At 72.2% G+C, this 14100-nt stretch carries 14 protein-coding genes, 1 tRNA gene and 1 pseudogene; 8 read left to right on the forward strand and 8 right to left on the reverse strand.

Going from position 1 to position 14100, the window contains the following annotated elements; translation table 11 throughout:
• Nucleotides 1-111 precede the first annotated feature (111 nt).
• Nucleotides 112-1443, forward strand: coding sequence for a sensor histidine kinase (locus ACH4XV_RS43015; RefSeq protein WP_395799104.1), 1332 nt, complete (start codon nt 112-114; stop codon nt 1441-1443).
• A complete protein-coding gene (locus ACH4XV_RS43020) occupies nt 1395-2039 on the forward strand; it encodes a LuxR C-terminal-related transcriptional regulator (protein WP_395799106.1) in 645 nt (214 codons plus the stop codon). The genes ACH4XV_RS43015 and ACH4XV_RS43020 overlap by 49 nt, the downstream gene beginning before the upstream one ends.
• Nucleotides 2040-2097: 58 nt before the next feature.
• On the opposite strand, the gene ACH4XV_RS43025 is transcribed toward ACH4XV_RS43020, so the two are convergent.
• Nucleotides 2098-2170 (reverse strand) — tRNA-Arg (locus ACH4XV_RS43025).
• A 132-nt stretch (nt 2171-2302) separates the two neighbouring features.
• Nucleotides 2303-3013 (reverse strand): DUF4232 domain-containing protein, encoded by a 711-nt coding sequence (locus tag ACH4XV_RS43030; RefSeq protein ID WP_395799108.1) that lies wholly within the window; start codon nt 3011-3013, stop codon nt 2303-2305.
• A gap of 175 nt (nt 3014-3188) precedes the next feature.
• Between ACH4XV_RS43030 and ACH4XV_RS43035 the strand changes: the two are divergent.
• Together ACH4XV_RS43035 and ACH4XV_RS43040 are read left to right on the forward strand one after the other, a co-directional pair.
• Nucleotides 3189-3365 (forward strand): annotated as a pseudogene (locus tag ACH4XV_RS43035) (helix-turn-helix domain-containing protein); the annotation flags it as partial.
• 999 nt (nt 3366-4364) lie between these two features.
• Nucleotides 4365-5213 (forward strand): hypothetical protein, encoded by an 849-nt coding sequence (locus tag ACH4XV_RS43040; RefSeq protein WP_395799147.1) that lies wholly within the window; start codon nt 4365-4367, stop codon nt 5211-5213.
• Here the strand turns inward: ACH4XV_RS43040 and ACH4XV_RS43045 are convergent.
• The gene (locus ACH4XV_RS43045) at nt 5197-5544 is read right to left on the reverse strand and encodes a LuxR family transcriptional regulator (protein WP_395799110.1); all 348 of its coding nucleotides are present in this window, start codon (nt 5542-5544) and stop codon (nt 5197-5199) included. The genes ACH4XV_RS43040 and ACH4XV_RS43045 overlap by 17 nt on opposite strands.
• Nucleotides 5545-5694: 150 nt before the next feature.
• Here ACH4XV_RS43045 and ACH4XV_RS43050 point away from each other — a divergent pair, with 150 nt between their 5' ends.
• The 4 genes from ACH4XV_RS43050 (at nt 5695) to ACH4XV_RS43065 (ending at nt 9645) form a co-directional block, all read left to right on the forward strand.
• Nucleotides 5695-6447: a GNAT family N-acetyltransferase gene (locus tag ACH4XV_RS43050; RefSeq protein WP_395799112.1), complete on the forward strand. Its 753-nt coding sequence runs from the start codon at nt 5695-5697 to the stop codon at nt 6445-6447.
• A 76-nt stretch (nt 6448-6523) separates the two neighbouring features.
• On the forward strand, nt 6524-8053 hold the full coding sequence (locus ACH4XV_RS43055; RefSeq protein ID WP_395799114.1) for an MFS transporter: 1530 nt from the start codon (nt 6524-6526) through the stop codon (nt 8051-8053).
• A gap of 387 nt (nt 8054-8440) precedes the next feature.
• A complete protein-coding gene (locus ACH4XV_RS43060) occupies nt 8441-9418 on the forward strand; it encodes an RNA polymerase sigma factor RpoD/SigA (protein ID WP_395799116.1) in 978 nt (325 codons plus the stop codon).
• Nucleotides 9419-9453: 35 nt separating this feature from the next.
• Complete coding sequence (locus tag ACH4XV_RS43065) at nt 9454-9645, forward strand: hypothetical protein (protein ID WP_395799118.1); 192 nt, start codon at nt 9454-9456, stop codon at nt 9643-9645.
• 101 nt (nt 9646-9746) lie between these two features.
• Here ACH4XV_RS43065 and mscL read toward each other — a convergent pair whose 3' ends face one another.
• From mscL to ACH4XV_RS43090, 5 genes are all read right to left on the reverse strand, one after another.
• Nucleotides 9747-10271, reverse strand: a complete 525-nt coding sequence (mscL, locus tag ACH4XV_RS43070; protein ID WP_395799120.1) for a large conductance mechanosensitive channel protein MscL — start codon at nt 10269-10271, stop codon at nt 9747-9749.
• A gap of 168 nt (nt 10272-10439) precedes the next feature.
• On the reverse strand, nt 10440-11147 hold the full coding sequence (locus tag ACH4XV_RS43075) for an SAF domain-containing protein (RefSeq protein ID WP_395799122.1): 708 nt from the start codon (nt 11145-11147) through the stop codon (nt 10440-10442).
• Between the two features lie 321 nt (nt 11148-11468).
• Nucleotides 11469-12308: an S-methyl-5'-thioadenosine phosphorylase gene (locus ACH4XV_RS43080; RefSeq protein ID WP_395799124.1), complete on the reverse strand. Its 840-nt coding sequence runs from the start codon at nt 12306-12308 to the stop codon at nt 11469-11471.
• 3 nt (nt 12309-12311) lie between these two features.
• Entirely contained in the window at nt 12312-12656 is a 345-nt protein-coding gene (locus tag ACH4XV_RS43085; RefSeq protein ID WP_395799126.1) for an FmdB family zinc ribbon protein, read from the reverse strand.
• 46 nt (nt 12657-12702) lie between these two features.
• Nucleotides 12703-13974 carry an MFS transporter gene (locus ACH4XV_RS43090; protein ID WP_380009161.1) on the reverse strand — a complete coding sequence of 424 codons (1272 nt, stop codon included), beginning with the start codon at nt 13972-13974 and terminating at the stop codon, nt 12703-12705.
• Between the last annotated feature and the right edge of the window lie 126 nt (nt 13975-14100).

The following is a 14100-nucleotide window of genomic DNA, read 5'->3' on the forward strand; positions in this document are numbered from 1 at the left end:
CCGCCGTCCAAGAGGGGAGTAAATACTACCGATTTCGGTGCCCGACCTCCGCCACAATAGCGACACGGCCACTGTGGCCGGGACACTGCGAATGGCAAGAGGAGTGAATACATGGACGGCACGACGCAGCCCGGGGAAAGCCCGTCGTCGGGCGAGATCAAAGGGTTCTCCGTCCCTGCCGGGTTCGTCGGTCTGCGGCGGGCGTTGGTCCTGTGCTGGATGTCGATCGCGGCCCTCGGCCGCTCCCTTGCCGTCTCCTCCGCGATCACCCTGGTGGGTCCGGGCCTCGGCATGGTGCCGCGCGCCATGGAGGGCGTACGCGGGCTGAGCAACCGCCAACGCGTGCTGGCCGCGCGCTGGTCCGGCGTGCGGATCCCGACCCCGGCCGGCCGGCAGCCGCCGGTGCCCGCGGGCGCCTCGGGAGTGATTGCCCGCTACCGCTGGATCATGAACGACCCGCAACTGCGGCGGGAGTTCGTCTGGGTGCTCTCCGACCCCGTCGCCGGCGCCTTCCTGGCCTTCTTCCCGATCGCCCTGCTCCTCGGCGGCGCGTGGGGCATCTTCCTCGCCTTCTTCGGCGTCCCGCTCTCCGAGGAGTGGGACGGCCTCTGGTACTACTTCATCCCGGTCGGGGGATCGGCCACCGCGGTGCTCGCGGGTATCCTCGGCCTGCTGCACCTGCCGCTGGCCCTGTGGATGGCGCCCCGCGCCGTCCACAAGCACGCCCTGTACACCTACGCGATGCTCGCCCCGAGCGAGAACGAGATGATGGCCGGCCGCATCGAGCACCTGGCCACGACCCGCTCGGACGCGGCGGACACACAGATGGCCGAGATCCGCCGGATCGAGCGCGACCTGCACGACGGCGCCCAGGCACGCCTGGTGGCGATGGGCATGAACCTGGACGCCGCGGAACGCCTCCTGGAGACCAACCCCGAGGCCGTGCGCGCCCTGCTGATCGAGGCACGCCAGTCCTCGGCCAAGGCGTTGCAGGAACTGCGCAATCTGGTCCGCGGCATCCACCCGCCGGTGCTCGCCGACCGCGGACTCGTCGACGCGGTGCGGTCGTTGGCCATGGTCTGCCCGGTCCCCACCGAGGTCACCGTCGACCTGCCGGGACGCCCCGAGATGCCGATCGAGTCGGCCGCGTACTTCGCGATCTCGGAGATCCTCACCAACGTCGCCAAGCACTCGAACGCGGACCGGGCCTGGATCGACGTCCGTTACGATCACGGAATGCTGCGCGTCACCATCACCGACACCGGACACGGCGGCGCGGACGCCGCTCGTGGCACCGGTCTGCAGGGCGTCGAGCGACGACTTGCCACTTTCGACGGTGTACTGGCCGTGAACAGCCCCGTCAACGGCCCGACGATGGTGACGATGGAGCTTCCGTGCGAATTGTCCTCGCCGAAGACCACTTCCTCCTTAGGGACGGACTGATCCGCCTCCTGGAGGCACACGGCCACGAGATCGTGGCCGCGGTGGAAAACGGAGCGGACCTGCTGGAGTCGCTCACCGAGGAACGACCGGACGTCGCGATCGTCGACGTCCGGCTGCCGCCGAACTTCACCGACGAGGGCCTGCGCGCGGTCCTCGCCGCCCGGCGCGAGATGCCCGACCTGCCCGTGCTGCTTCTGTCCCAGTACGTCGAGCCGCTGTACGCGCGCGAGTTGCTGAGCAGCGGCGGCAACGGGATCGGCTACATCCTCAAGGGCCGGGTGACCAACGGAGCGCAGTTCCTGGACTCCATCCGACGGGTGGCCGAGGGCGGCACCGTGATGGACCCCGACGTGATCTCCCAGCTCCTGGTGCGCAAGGAGCGCGACGAGAACATGAGCACCCTGTCCGGCCGCGAACGCGAGGTCTTGGTGTGGGTGGCCCAGGGCCGCTCCAACGCGGGCATCGCCCAGTCCCTCTTCATCTCGGAGAAGGCCGTCGCCAAGCACATAAGCAGCATCTTCACCAAGCTGGGCCTACTACCGGCCGACGGCGACAACCGCCGGGTGCTGGCGGTCCTCGCATACCTGGACCAGTGACACCGGATCACGCCGAAACCCCGGCCGGGGCCGGGGTTCCTTGCCTGATCAGGCGGCGTGCCCCCTGCAGGATTTGAACCTGCGACACCCGCTTTAGGAGAGCGGTGCTCTATCCCCTGAGCTAAGGAGGCGGGGCGGGGAACCGGGTCCGGGGGTGATGGGCTTTCCGTCCCCGGGATCGGATCCCGCGCACAGGATAGCGGACGGGGTCGGGTGGACGTCGGAGCGTTTCCGGGCGGTGCCGGCTCGGCTCCCGGGGCGGGCTACCAGCTGGTGGCGTCGTCCATGGACTGCTGCCAGTAGGTGGTCTTGAGGGAGTCGTCGATGTACAGGCCCTTGGCGGGCAGCGACGGGGTGGCACCGCTGCCGACGTTTTGGTTGCCCGAGGGGCCGTGGAAGTAGACGGTGAGGGATTGCTCGGTGTGGCCGGTGCCGCCGTTGCCGTCCACGGCGGACAAGGTGACGGAGGCGTAGCCGGACTCGCCGGGCTTGAGCGTGACGACCGCCTGCGGCTTCGACTCGTCGATGACCGGGGGTACGGACTGGGCGTCGCCGAAGCGCAGGGCCGGGTAGCCGTAGAGGAAGCACATCTTGCCGCCGGTGTTGGTGACGGTCAGGAGCACGTGGTTGATCGGGCGGTTCAGCGGGGCCGCGACGGTCTTGGTGTTGGAGCCCTCGCAGGTGACCGCGTTGTCGGCATCGGTACGCCCGCCCGAGTCCTGGCCGGAGGCCGAGCCCGGCTTGGTGTTCGAGGAGGCGGGTCGGGAGGAGGGGGCGCCGGCGGGGGCCGTGGCGATCGGCGCCGCGGTCGGTGCGGCGGCCGCGGGGGCGCTGGGCGTGGTGGTCACGGCGGGGGCGGCGGCCGGCTTGGCGTCCTTGTCCGAGTCGTTGTTGCACGCGGTCAGCAGGAGCGCGGCCAGTGCGAGCGTCGTGACACCGGCGAGACGGGTGCGGGAAGTGCGGACGCGGGACATGTGATCGGGCTCCTCGGGAGTTCGGGTGATGCGCTGCTTGAACGATCACGAGCCTGTGACAGGGTTCGTCCCAGCCGCTACGGACAGCGGCCGATTGGGGACGCCGGAACGGCGAAACCGGGTCTGACCAGGGGAAATGCCGGGCCCCTGGAACGCCGGCTTGGGATACGGGGAGATGGAGGAACGGGTGTCGGAGGCAGCGGGAGCAGCGGAAACGGAGGCGTTCGCGCGTTTGTTGCGGGGGCTGAAGGACCGCTCGGGGCTCAGCTACGGGGCGCTGGCCAAGCGGCTGCACATGGGCACCTCGACACTGCACCGCTACTGCAACGGCACCGCGGTGCCGAACGAGTACGCACCGGTGGAGCGCTTCGCGAGGGTCTGCCGGGCGACACCACAGGAGCTGGTGGAGCTGCACCGGCACTGGATCCTGGCCGACGCGATGCGGGGCCGCCGCCCGGAAGCACCCGGCCCACGCACGCCGATGCCACATCCGGCCGAGTCCCCGACCCCGACTTCGCCTCCGGTGGGGGCTTCGCCTCCGGATTCGGCGCCGGCGCCGGCGCCGACCCCGACCCCGACTTTGCCTCCGGCCCCGGCCCCGGCCCCGACTTCGCCTTCGGCGGGGGCTGTGTCTTCGGGCTCGACTTCGCCTCCGGCCGGAGCTTCGGCCTTGGGCCCGACCTCGACCCCGACTTCCGCCGGGGCCCCGGCTCCGGCTGCCGCTGAGGCTTCGGCCCGGCCCCCGGCCCGGATCCCGGCCGGGGGCCAGGCTCCGACCGAGGTCCCAGCGCCGGCCTTGGCGCCGACGCCGGCTCCGGGGCCGGGTCCGGACGGGGCTTCGGCCTTGGGTTCGACCTCGCCCTCGACTTCCGCCGGGGCTCCGACTCCGGCTTCGGCTGCCGCTGAGGCTTCGGCCCGGCCCCCGGCCGGGGGCCAGGTTCCGACCGGGGTCTCAGCTTCGGCTCCGGCCTCGGGGCCCACTGCGGTTGCGGGTCCGGTTGCGGCAGCGGGTGGGTCGGTTGGGGCGGTGGAGGGGGGCGACGCCGGGGCGGTCGAGGGCTCGGCCGGGCAGGCGGGCGGGGATGGCGTGTCGGGGGCGGGCTCGGGAGCCGGGGGCGGGGCTGCCGGGGCTTCCGGCTCCGGAGTGTTCCCGGCCGGCTCGGCGGCTTCGCGCGAAGCGTCCCCGGTCGGCTTCTCGGGCTCGGCCGGTTCGGTCGGCTCGTCCGAGCAGGGGCCGGGGCGCGACGACACGGTGACGGTCGTTGGGCCGCCGCATGCTCCCGCTCCCAACCCCGTGCGGCGTCGCCGTGCCGCGGTTGGCCTCGCCGCGGCCGCGGCCGTGCTCGGCGCCGTGTTGGTCGTCGCGTACCCGCTGTCCGGCGACGACGGCGACGGTTCCGGCGCTCGCACGGCGGCCGACTCCGGCCCCGTGCCCACCGCCCCGCCGGCCGCCGGCGACCGGCCCGCCGGGCCCGCCCCCGCCTCCCCGCCGACCGCCGGTACCGGATCGGCCTCGACCCCGACCGGCACCACCCCGCCCGGAAAGGTCGCGCCCGGCGCCTCGAAGGGCGGCACGCCGAGCACGGGAGCCGCCTCGGGCGACGACCCGCTCGGCATCGCTGTACGCCCCTACGTCTACAGCAATCCGTGCAGCCAACACTTCCTCGTCGACAGCGCCCCCGAGCAGGTCGGCCCGCCCGCCGGCGAGGCGGACGCGGTGCGCTGGTCCGGCGCGTACGGCGCGGTCTCCTCGGACGAGCAGCAGATCGCCCTCACCGTCCAGGGCCGCGAACGGGAAACGATCGTCCTGGAGGCGCTGCACGTCCGCGTCGTCGCCAAGGGCGCGCCCCTCGCCTGGAACGACTACTCGATGGGCGTCGGCTGCGGCGGCGACGTCGACACCAAGTCCTTCGACGTCGACCTCGACCGGGGCAGCCCCACCGTCACCACGAAGAACGGCCAACGCGACTTTCCGTACAAGGTCAGCGCCACCGATCCCGAGGTCTTCTACGTCACGGTGCACACCAAGGCCCACGACGTGCGCTGGGATCTCACCCTGGACTGGTCCGCCGCCGACGGCCGTCGCGGCACCGTCAAGGTCGACAACAAGGGCAAGCCGTTCCGCACCAGCGCCGGCGCGGCCCGCCCCGGCTACGACTACCCGCTCGGCGGCGGCGAGTGGATCAAGCGCCAGGGGTAGTCACCGATGTGCCGACGGTCAGGATGACGGCCGAGTCCTCGACGGCCTCCACCGTGTGCGGCTCCTCGGGGACGACCAGCAGGTCGCCGGAGGTGCCCTCGACGGAGTCGTCGCCCGCGGTCAGCCGGATGTGGCCGGTCAGCACGATCAGGGAGGCCTCGCCCGGGCTCTCCGGTTGATCCAGCGAGTTGCCCGCCGTGAGGGCGATCAGGGTCTGCCGCAACCGCCGGCGGGAGCCGCCGAGCATGGCGGTCGAGCTGCGGCCCGACGAGGTGCTGCGGGCCGAGGCGAGCTGCTCCTTCGTGGCCGTCCGGAGCGAGATTTTATCCATGTATGTCAGTTTCGGGGGCGATCACTCTCCGCGCATGTTCTGGTGGGCGCGGGAATGCGACGCCCGGTGTGCCGGGTGATCCTGGCGAGGGGGCAGAGGGCCGCGACCGAGGAGGTAAACGACTTGCTCGGGCATCGAAGAATGAACCTCATGACCACCGATGAAAGCGTGCGTACGCGCGGAACCGTCTTCGATCGGGACGGGACGCTCGTCGCCGACTACCGGCTCGGCAACCGCTCGGGCCGACCGGCCGCGCTCGACCTGCGGCTGCATCGGCTGCCGGCCGAGGCGGCGGCCCCCGCCATCTTGACCGCGCTCCCCGGATGGGTCGTGTCGGCGCACGCGGAAACCGGTGCCGTGCTGATCGCGTCGGGCGGCCGACTGGTGCGGCATCTGCACCGGTACGCCCGCGAGTTGGATCCGCGGGCCGACGGCCACGCCTGGGCGGATCCGCGCATCGAGGTGCGGCCGGTGACGTCCGTGCCGCCCTCGGCGCTGTATGACTCCTGGATCGCCGCCTATCCGCCCGGACATCCCGACGGCACGTCGCATCCCAATCCCGAGGACTTGGACGTCCTTTACCACGGACGTGTGCTCGGGCCCCTGCTCGACGCGAGCGTGGTGGCGCTGGACGGGGGGCGGGTGGTCGCGGCGGTGCTGGTCAACGACGCCGAACAGCTCGGGCCGTGGATCAGCGAGGTCTTCCGCGATCCCGACCCCGCGTACGCCGGCCTCGGTGCCCGGCTGTTGCGCCACACGCTCGGCCTCGCCGCGCGCGCCGGGCTGCCCTCGATCGGCCTCGCGGTCACCGAGGGCAATCCGGCCCGGACGGTGTACGAGCGCCTCGGATTCCGACACGACGAGTCGTTCATGCACGTCGTACTTCCGGGAGGCGAGCGGTAGACACCCGGCGGGGGAGCGGTGGACGCGTCGATCGAGGCGTGAGACATTTGTGTCTCACAAGAATTGAGGATGTCTCATGACCGGCTCCACCTCCCTTCGTCCCGCCCGTGACCCGCGGCGCTGGGCCGTGCTCGCGATCCTGTCGGGGAGCCTGCTGATCATCTCGATGGACGCGACGATCCTGAACGTCGCGTTCCCCTCCCTGGTCGCCGATCTGCGGCCCGGCTCGGTCGAGCAGTTGTGGATCATCGACTCCTACGCGCTCGCGCTGTCCGGCCTGCTGGTCACCGCCGGCGCGCTCGGCGACCGCTGGGGCCGCAAACGGCTGCTCCTGGTCGGGTTCGCGATCTTCGCGGTCGCCTCGCTGCTCGCGGTGGCGGCCACCGCGGCCTGGCACGTGATCGCCGCCCGGGTGCTGCTCGGCGTCGGCGGCGCGGCGATCATGCCCTCCACGCTGACCATCCTGCGCCAGGTGTTCACCGACGCCCGGGAGCGGGCCTTCGCCTACGCCGTGTGGTCGGCCGTCTTCGGCGGCGGCATGGCGCTCGGGCCGGTGATCGGCGGACTGCTCGTACAGTCGCACGGGTGGCAGTCGGCGTTCCTGCTGAACGTGCCGATCGCCGTCGCGGTGATCGGATTCGGCCTGTGGCTGCTGCCCGAGTCCCGCTCGCCGCGCTCCGGCGCGTGGGACTGGCCCGGGGTGGGGCTGTCCATCGTCGGCATGGCCACGCTCGCGGGCGGCGTCAAACAACTCGGCAAGGGCGGCGTGGCCGACCCCGGAGCCTGGATCCTGCTCGCGATCGCGGTGCTCACGCTGACCGTGTTCGTCCGGCGCCAACTGCGCCTCGCCCACCCGCTGCTCCAGGTCCGGCTGTTCACGAACCGCGCGTTCACGATGGCCGCGACCGCGATCTTCCTGGGCATGCTCGGCCTCGGCGCGGCGCTGTTCCTGCTCAGCCAGTGGTTCCAGTACGTCCGCGGCTACAGCCCCGTGTCCGCCGGACTACACCTGCTGCCCGCGCCGATCGCGCTGATCGTGGCGTCGATGGTGGTGCCGCCGCTGATGCACCGCTTCCCACCGCGCAACGTGCTCGCGATCGGCCTCGCGCTGATGGGCGTGGGACTGGCCCTGCCCTGGATCGGGCAGCACTTCCGGGACGTGGACTACCCGCTGATCGGTGTCTCGCTCGCGGTGGTCGGGCTCGGCGTGGGTACGTTGGCCACCGTCGCGTCGGTGGTGCTGATGTCCTCGGCGCCGGTCGCGGACGCCGGGGGCGCGGCCGCCATCGACGAGACCGCGTACGAACTCGGCGCGGCCCTCGGCGTCGCCATCCTCGGCAGCATGGCCTCCGCGCTCTACCGCTCCAACCTGCCCGCCCTCGACCTCGGCGCGGCCGACCTGTCGGCGGTGCGCGAGTCGATCGGGGACGCGTCGGTGGTGGCGGACCGGCTCGGCACGGGCGGCCTGCTCACCCGGGCCGGCGACGCGTTCACGGCCGGCATGACGCCCACCTTCCTGGCCGGCGGCGTGGTCGCGCTGGTCGCCGCGGTACTGGCCTGGCGGCTGATCCCCCGCGACCTGGAACCCGCCTCCGACACGCACTGACCCGTGCCGACCGCCGGGCCGGGACGGACGCCGGCCGGGCACGGCGGGCCGACATCGGCCGGCCGAAAGTCGTCGGTCGGGCAGTCGCGCGCCGCGTCGCACCGGACCGCCCCACGGTGGCCCAGGCGACGCCCGCCGCCGGGTCGAGGCCGCCCTCCCGGAGTCCGCGCACCCGCTCCCACCCGGGTCTTAGGAACATCCGGGGCCCCTCGGCCGTTGAGCGGATCGTAGGCACTCCGGAGCGTGCATGCGGAGCCCGAGGCCGGGCAGGCGCTGATAAAGGCCGCTATCGGCCAACCTTTCAACAGTACATCTCCGGATGGAATACCACAGGCTTCTCGTTCGTTCGAAATGTTGACGAACGCGAATGAAAGCGAGGGCTAGAGCATGCCGACTACACGTGGTGTGGCCCGACAGGGCGCCGAGCGAGTGGCGGCTTCCCGCACGCGGAAGGCTGCCGACGTCGAGCGCGACACGGTCGGTGTGTACCTGGACGAGATCAGCCGCACGAAGCTCTTGGACGCGGAGCGCGAGGTGGAGATGTCGAAGGACATCGAGGCCGGGCTCTACGCGCAGAAACTGATCGACGAGGACGCCGTACCCGAGGGAGTCGACCGGGCCGAACTCGACGCGCTGATCGCGCGCGGAGCGGCGGCCAAGGAACTGTTCATCCAGGCCAACCTGCGTCTGGTGGTCTCCGTCGCGCGGCGCTACCCGCGCAGCGGGATGCCGTTCCTGGATCTGGTCCAGGAGGGCAACGTGGGCCTAGTCCGCGCGGTCGAGAAGTTCGACTACGCGAAGGGCTTCAAGTTCTCCACCTACGCCACGTGGTGGATCCGGCAGGCGATCACCCGGGCGATGGCCGATCAGGCCCGCACCGTGCGACTGCCCGTGCACCTGGTCGAGGAACTCAGCAAGATCCGCCGCGTGCAGCGCGAGTTCGCCCGTGACCACGGTCGCGATCCCGAGTTTCCGGAGATCGCCGAGATCGTGGGCACCACCCCCGAGCGGGTGGTCGACGTGATCGGTTGGGCGCGCGACCCGATCAGCCTGGACACCCCCGTGGGTGACGACGGCGAGACCGAACTGGGCGAACTGGTCCAGGAGACCGATCCGTTGACCCCGGAGGACATCACGCTCGCGACGCTGCGCCGGGAGCAGATAGCGGACCTGGTGGGTCGGCTCGACGGCCGTACGGCCACCATCCTGCGGGCGCGCTACGGCATGGCCGACGGCAAGGAGCACACGCTCACCGAGGTCGGCAAGCAACTCGGGCTCACCCGCGAGCGGATCCGCCAGATCGAGAAGCAGGCGCTGGTCGAGCTGCGCGAGTTGGCCGCCGCCCAGGGGCTCGAGGCCGCGTGACGCGGCCCGCGCCGGAGCGCCGGCACACTGGTGCGATGGCGGAGGCGCAAGCACGCGAGGCGAACGGACCGGACGAGCCGAAGCGGCACGACCGCTTCGGCTGGGACGACCTGCTGCCCGAGACGAGTTCGGACGAGACCGACACCGGCTGGGGCGAGCACCGGACCGGCGCCGACCCGGCCGACATCCGCCGATTCCTCGACGACAAGCCGCCGCACCACTTCTGAGCCGGGGCGGCCGGCGCGGCACAGGCGCTCGCCCCACGTAAACGAAAACGAACGGCGGGCCCGCACCTTCCCACGAAGGCGCCGGCCCGCCGTTCGACCGATCAGGCGTCCGAACGCGAGGCCCCGGAGCCTCCCGTGGTCCCCGAGCCTCCCGTGGTCCCCGAGGACCCCGACGATCCGGTGCCGCCGTCGCGGCCGGAGTCCTGCTGCGGCTCCAGCCGTTCGGCGAGCAGGTCGCGGATCTCGCGCAGGATCTCGACGTCGCTCAATTCCTTCTCGCCCGCGTGTCCGAGAGCCCGCTTGCGCCGCTCCAGCATGTGGTTCATCGGCAGCACGAGCAGGAAGTAGACCACCGCCGCGGTGATCACGAACGTCAGCGCCGCGCCGAGCACCGACCCCCACAGCAGCTGGACGCCGGTCGTCTCGCCCTTCGCGTCGACGCCGCACGGGCCCTTGATGCAGGTCGTGTAGCTGTCCAGGTTCTTGGTGCCCAGCGCACCCACGACCGGGTTGATCATCCCCTTGACGAACGCGTTCACGACCGCCGTGAACGCGGCGCCGATGACCACGGCCACGGCCAGGTCGACGACGTTTCCGCGCATGAGGAACTTCTTGAAGCCGCCCACTGCTTGATTCCCATCGATCTTGATCGGTCGAGGCTCGACCGGGCGTTCCGAGCAACGATCACCACCACACCAACAGCGGTAATAATCGTAGTAATTGCGGAATAGCCGATGAAGCCGGACAACCCGCACGAGTCTGGTGTTATTCACGATCCGCCGCAACAGCGCCGCTCAGAACCTGCGGATGGTGTAAGTGAGTCCCGGGCCGGTCGCCGCGCCCGCGAGTTCGTTCGCCACGGCGCGGGGAACCTCGAGGATAACGAGCGCTCCGGACCCGGGCGCCCCGAACCCGGAATCGGTCGGGGGCGGCTTGGCCACCACCACGGCGCCGGCGGCGATCGGCCGTGCGGGGCCGGGGTGTTCGGGCGGCGGCGCGGCCAGCACGTCGATCCGGTCGCCGGGGCGCAGTACGGCCACCGCGTCGGCGTCGGCGAAGCGCGCGGGCAGCGCCACCGTGCCCGCGTCGGCCGGGCCGCCGGGCCGGGTCAACCGCACGTCGGTCACCGGCTCGCCGCGCCGCAGCGGACCGGTCAACGCGCCTCCCTCGGCCTGCCGGACCGCGCGCAGGACCCCCTCGGGGCGCAACGCCGTCGGCATCCGCACCAGGGCCAGGTCGGCGGGCCCGGGTGTGCTGCCGGCGGGCAGGTCCCGCGCGGCCACCAGGATCGGCGTGGTGGGCACGGGCGCCGGCCGGACCGCCACGATCACCGCGAGCGTGGCGACCGCCGCCGACAACGCGGCCAACCCGCGCCGATGCCGGGCCAACACGCGGCGCCACGGCGGCCGGGCGGACGCCCCCGGCGACCCGCGAAGGGCCGGCCCGCCGGCCCGGCCGAACGACGGACCGGACGGCGATCCGAACGATCCCGAAGCGGACATCACACCTCCAGCGCGGGCGGCGCACACGGTAGGGACGATGCGGCCCGACCCCCGTCGGAACCGGGGCGGGAAAACGAGGGCCGAGCCGCACCCCCACCGTGCCGCCCGCCGACCCGCCCGCGCCGAACCGCCCGGACGCCCTGTGGATCACCGCCTCCCTGTGGACAACGAATTCACCCACGTGAGCGACACGACTCCCCCCACCGAGCGACCCGCCCCCGAACGGCACGAAGGCCGCCCCCCACCCGGGAGACGGCCTTCGAACACATCACACACGGCCGGACACGCCGACCGCACAACACTCACCGACCGGCGAACCGCCTACGCGGGCCGCTCGACCTCCGCCGTGCCACAGCTGCACGTACGAGTCTTCGGCAACGCCGCCACCACGTCGAACAGCAGCGTGCGCAGCCGGTCGACGTTGGCCGCGAAGACCTCCATCACCTCGGCGTGGGTGACCCCCTCGCCCGCCTCGACGCCCGCGTCGAGGTCGGTGACCAGCGCGATGGCCGTGCAGCACAGCCCCAGTTCGCGCGCGAGCACCGCCTCGGGGTGCCCGGTCATCCCGATGATCGACCAGCCCTGGGCCGAGTACCACTTGGATTCGGCCCGAGTGGAGAAGCGCGGCCCCTCGATCACCACGAGGGTGCCGCCGTCCACCGGCTCCCACCCCGAGGCGCGGGCGCCCGCGATGGCCACCGCGCGCCCGTCGGCGCAGTACGGGTCGGCGAACGTGGTGTGCACGACCGGCGGCACGCTGCCGTCGGCGAGCGGCAACCCGTCGAAGAACGTCTGGGTGCGGCCGGAGGTGCGGTCGATCAGCTGATCGGGGACCACCAGCGTGCCCGGGCCCAGTTCGGCCCGCAGACCGCCCGTCGCGCACGGCGCGAGCACCTGCGTGACCCCGACGGCCCGCAGCGCCCACAGGTTGGCGCGGTAGTTGATCCGGTGCGGCGGGATCGAGTGGTCGCGGCCGTGCCGGGGCAGGAACGCGACCCGACGGCCGGCCACCTCGCCCAGGAAGAGCGCGTCGCTGGGCGCGCCATACGGCGTGTCCACCCGCACCTCGACCACGTCGTCCAGGAAGGCGTAGAACCCGGAACCGCCGATCACACCGATCTCGGCCGGGGCCACCCCCGCCGGCAACACGCCGGTCGTCATCGCTCAGGCCGCCGTCGACGTCGTACCGGACGAGCCGGCCGAGGACGACGAGGACGTCGAGGACGTCGACGACGAAGACGAGGACGACGAACCCTCCGAGGACGAGGAGGACGAACCCGACGAACCCGTCGAGGACGCCCCGGCCGTCGCCGGCGTCGACGACGTGCTCGAGCCTCGGCTGTCGGTCCGGTAGAAGCCGGAGCCCTTGAACACCACGCCCACCGCCGAGAAGACCTTGCGCAGCCTGCCCTGGCAGGCGGGGCACACGGTCAGCGCGTCGTCCGTGAACTTCTGGACGGCCTCGAGGCCCTCGCCACAGGCGGTGCACTGGTACTGGTACGTCGGCACGGTCTGGTCCTCCTTCGACAGACAGGTCAGCTGGGTACTGGCACTCTCACCTGTCGAGTGCCAATGGTGCAGCATCCACCGGAGTTCCGTCCACCACGGTGGTGGTCGTCGGTGTAATGGGTGTCACATCCGCCTTCGGCTTCAGCAGCCGTTGCCCGGCCAGCACCACCAGGAAGCCGATGCCGGCCGAGGCCAGGGTGAGCGCGAACCCGGCGCCCGAGCCGCGCGCGTCGGTGAGCATCCCGGAGAACGTCGAGCCGAGCGCGAGGCCGAGCCCGATCGCCCCGGTCAACCAGGTGAACGCCTCGGTCTTGGCCGCGGCCGGGACCAGCGTGTCGACGAGGGTGAAGCCGGTGATCAGCGTGGGTGCGATCGCCAGTCCGCACAGCAACGCGACGGGCACCATGATTCCCACCGACGGGATGGCCCACAGCGGCGCGGTGCCGAGCGCGAGCAGCGCGAACATCACCACCATCCGGCGGTGCGCGGCCCGCCGCCAGGCGATCGCGCCGTAGACGGCCCCGGCGATCAGGCTGCCACCCGCGAAGACCGCGTACAGCGCGCCCGCCAGGCCGGGCCGGCCGGCCTCCTCGGCGAACGCGGTGACCGAGACCTGCACGGTGCCGAAGACCCCGCCGATGCAGATGAACGCGACCACGAGCAGGCGTACCCCGCCGATCCGCAGCGCGGACGTGTGCGGCGTGTCACCGGCCGTGCGGACCACCCGCCGGGGCGCGGTGCCGCGTTGCGTCGCGAACAACAACGACCCGACCACGGTCAGCGCGGCCTCGACCACCAGGCCGGCCGCCGGATGTACGCCGGTGGCCAGGAAGGTGGCCACCACCGGGCCGACCACGAAGGTGAACTCGTCGGTCACCGATTCGAACGCGAACGCGGTCGGCAGCAGCGGCGACCGCTCCAGGTGCGCCGCCCAGCGGGCCCGCACCATCGAGCCGATCTGCGGCACCGTCGCGCCGGAGAGCACCGCGGTCGTGAACAGCAGCCACAGCGGCGCCTCGGCGAGCGCGGCCACGATCAGCGCGGACACCGCCGCGCCGTGCAGCAGCGCGCCGGGCACGACCACCGCGGCCTGGCCGAAGCGGTCGGCGAGCCGACCCGTCTGCGGGCCGACGAAGGCCAGCGCCACGGCCGCCGCGGCGGAGACCGCGCCGGCCGTGCCGTACGAGCCGGTGGTGTGTTTGACCAGCAGCACGATGCCCAGGCCGAGCATCGCGTAGGGCAGCCGCGCGATCAGCGCGGGAGCCAGGAACCGCCAGGCGGAGGGGGTCCGCAGCAGCGTGGAGTACGTGGAGATCATGCGCACCGCCCCCGGCGGGCGCGTGCGGCGGTCCGATGCGTGGGCATCGTGGGCATCGCGGGTTGTCGCTTCCTGCCACCTGGTGACGCACAGGGGAAACCCCGGTGCGCCGAGAGCTGTCCTCGA

The sequence above is a fragment of the Embleya sp. NPDC020630 genome (assembly GCF_044334985.1).
Lineage (GTDB): Bacteria > Actinomycetota > Actinomycetes > Streptomycetales > Streptomycetaceae > Embleya.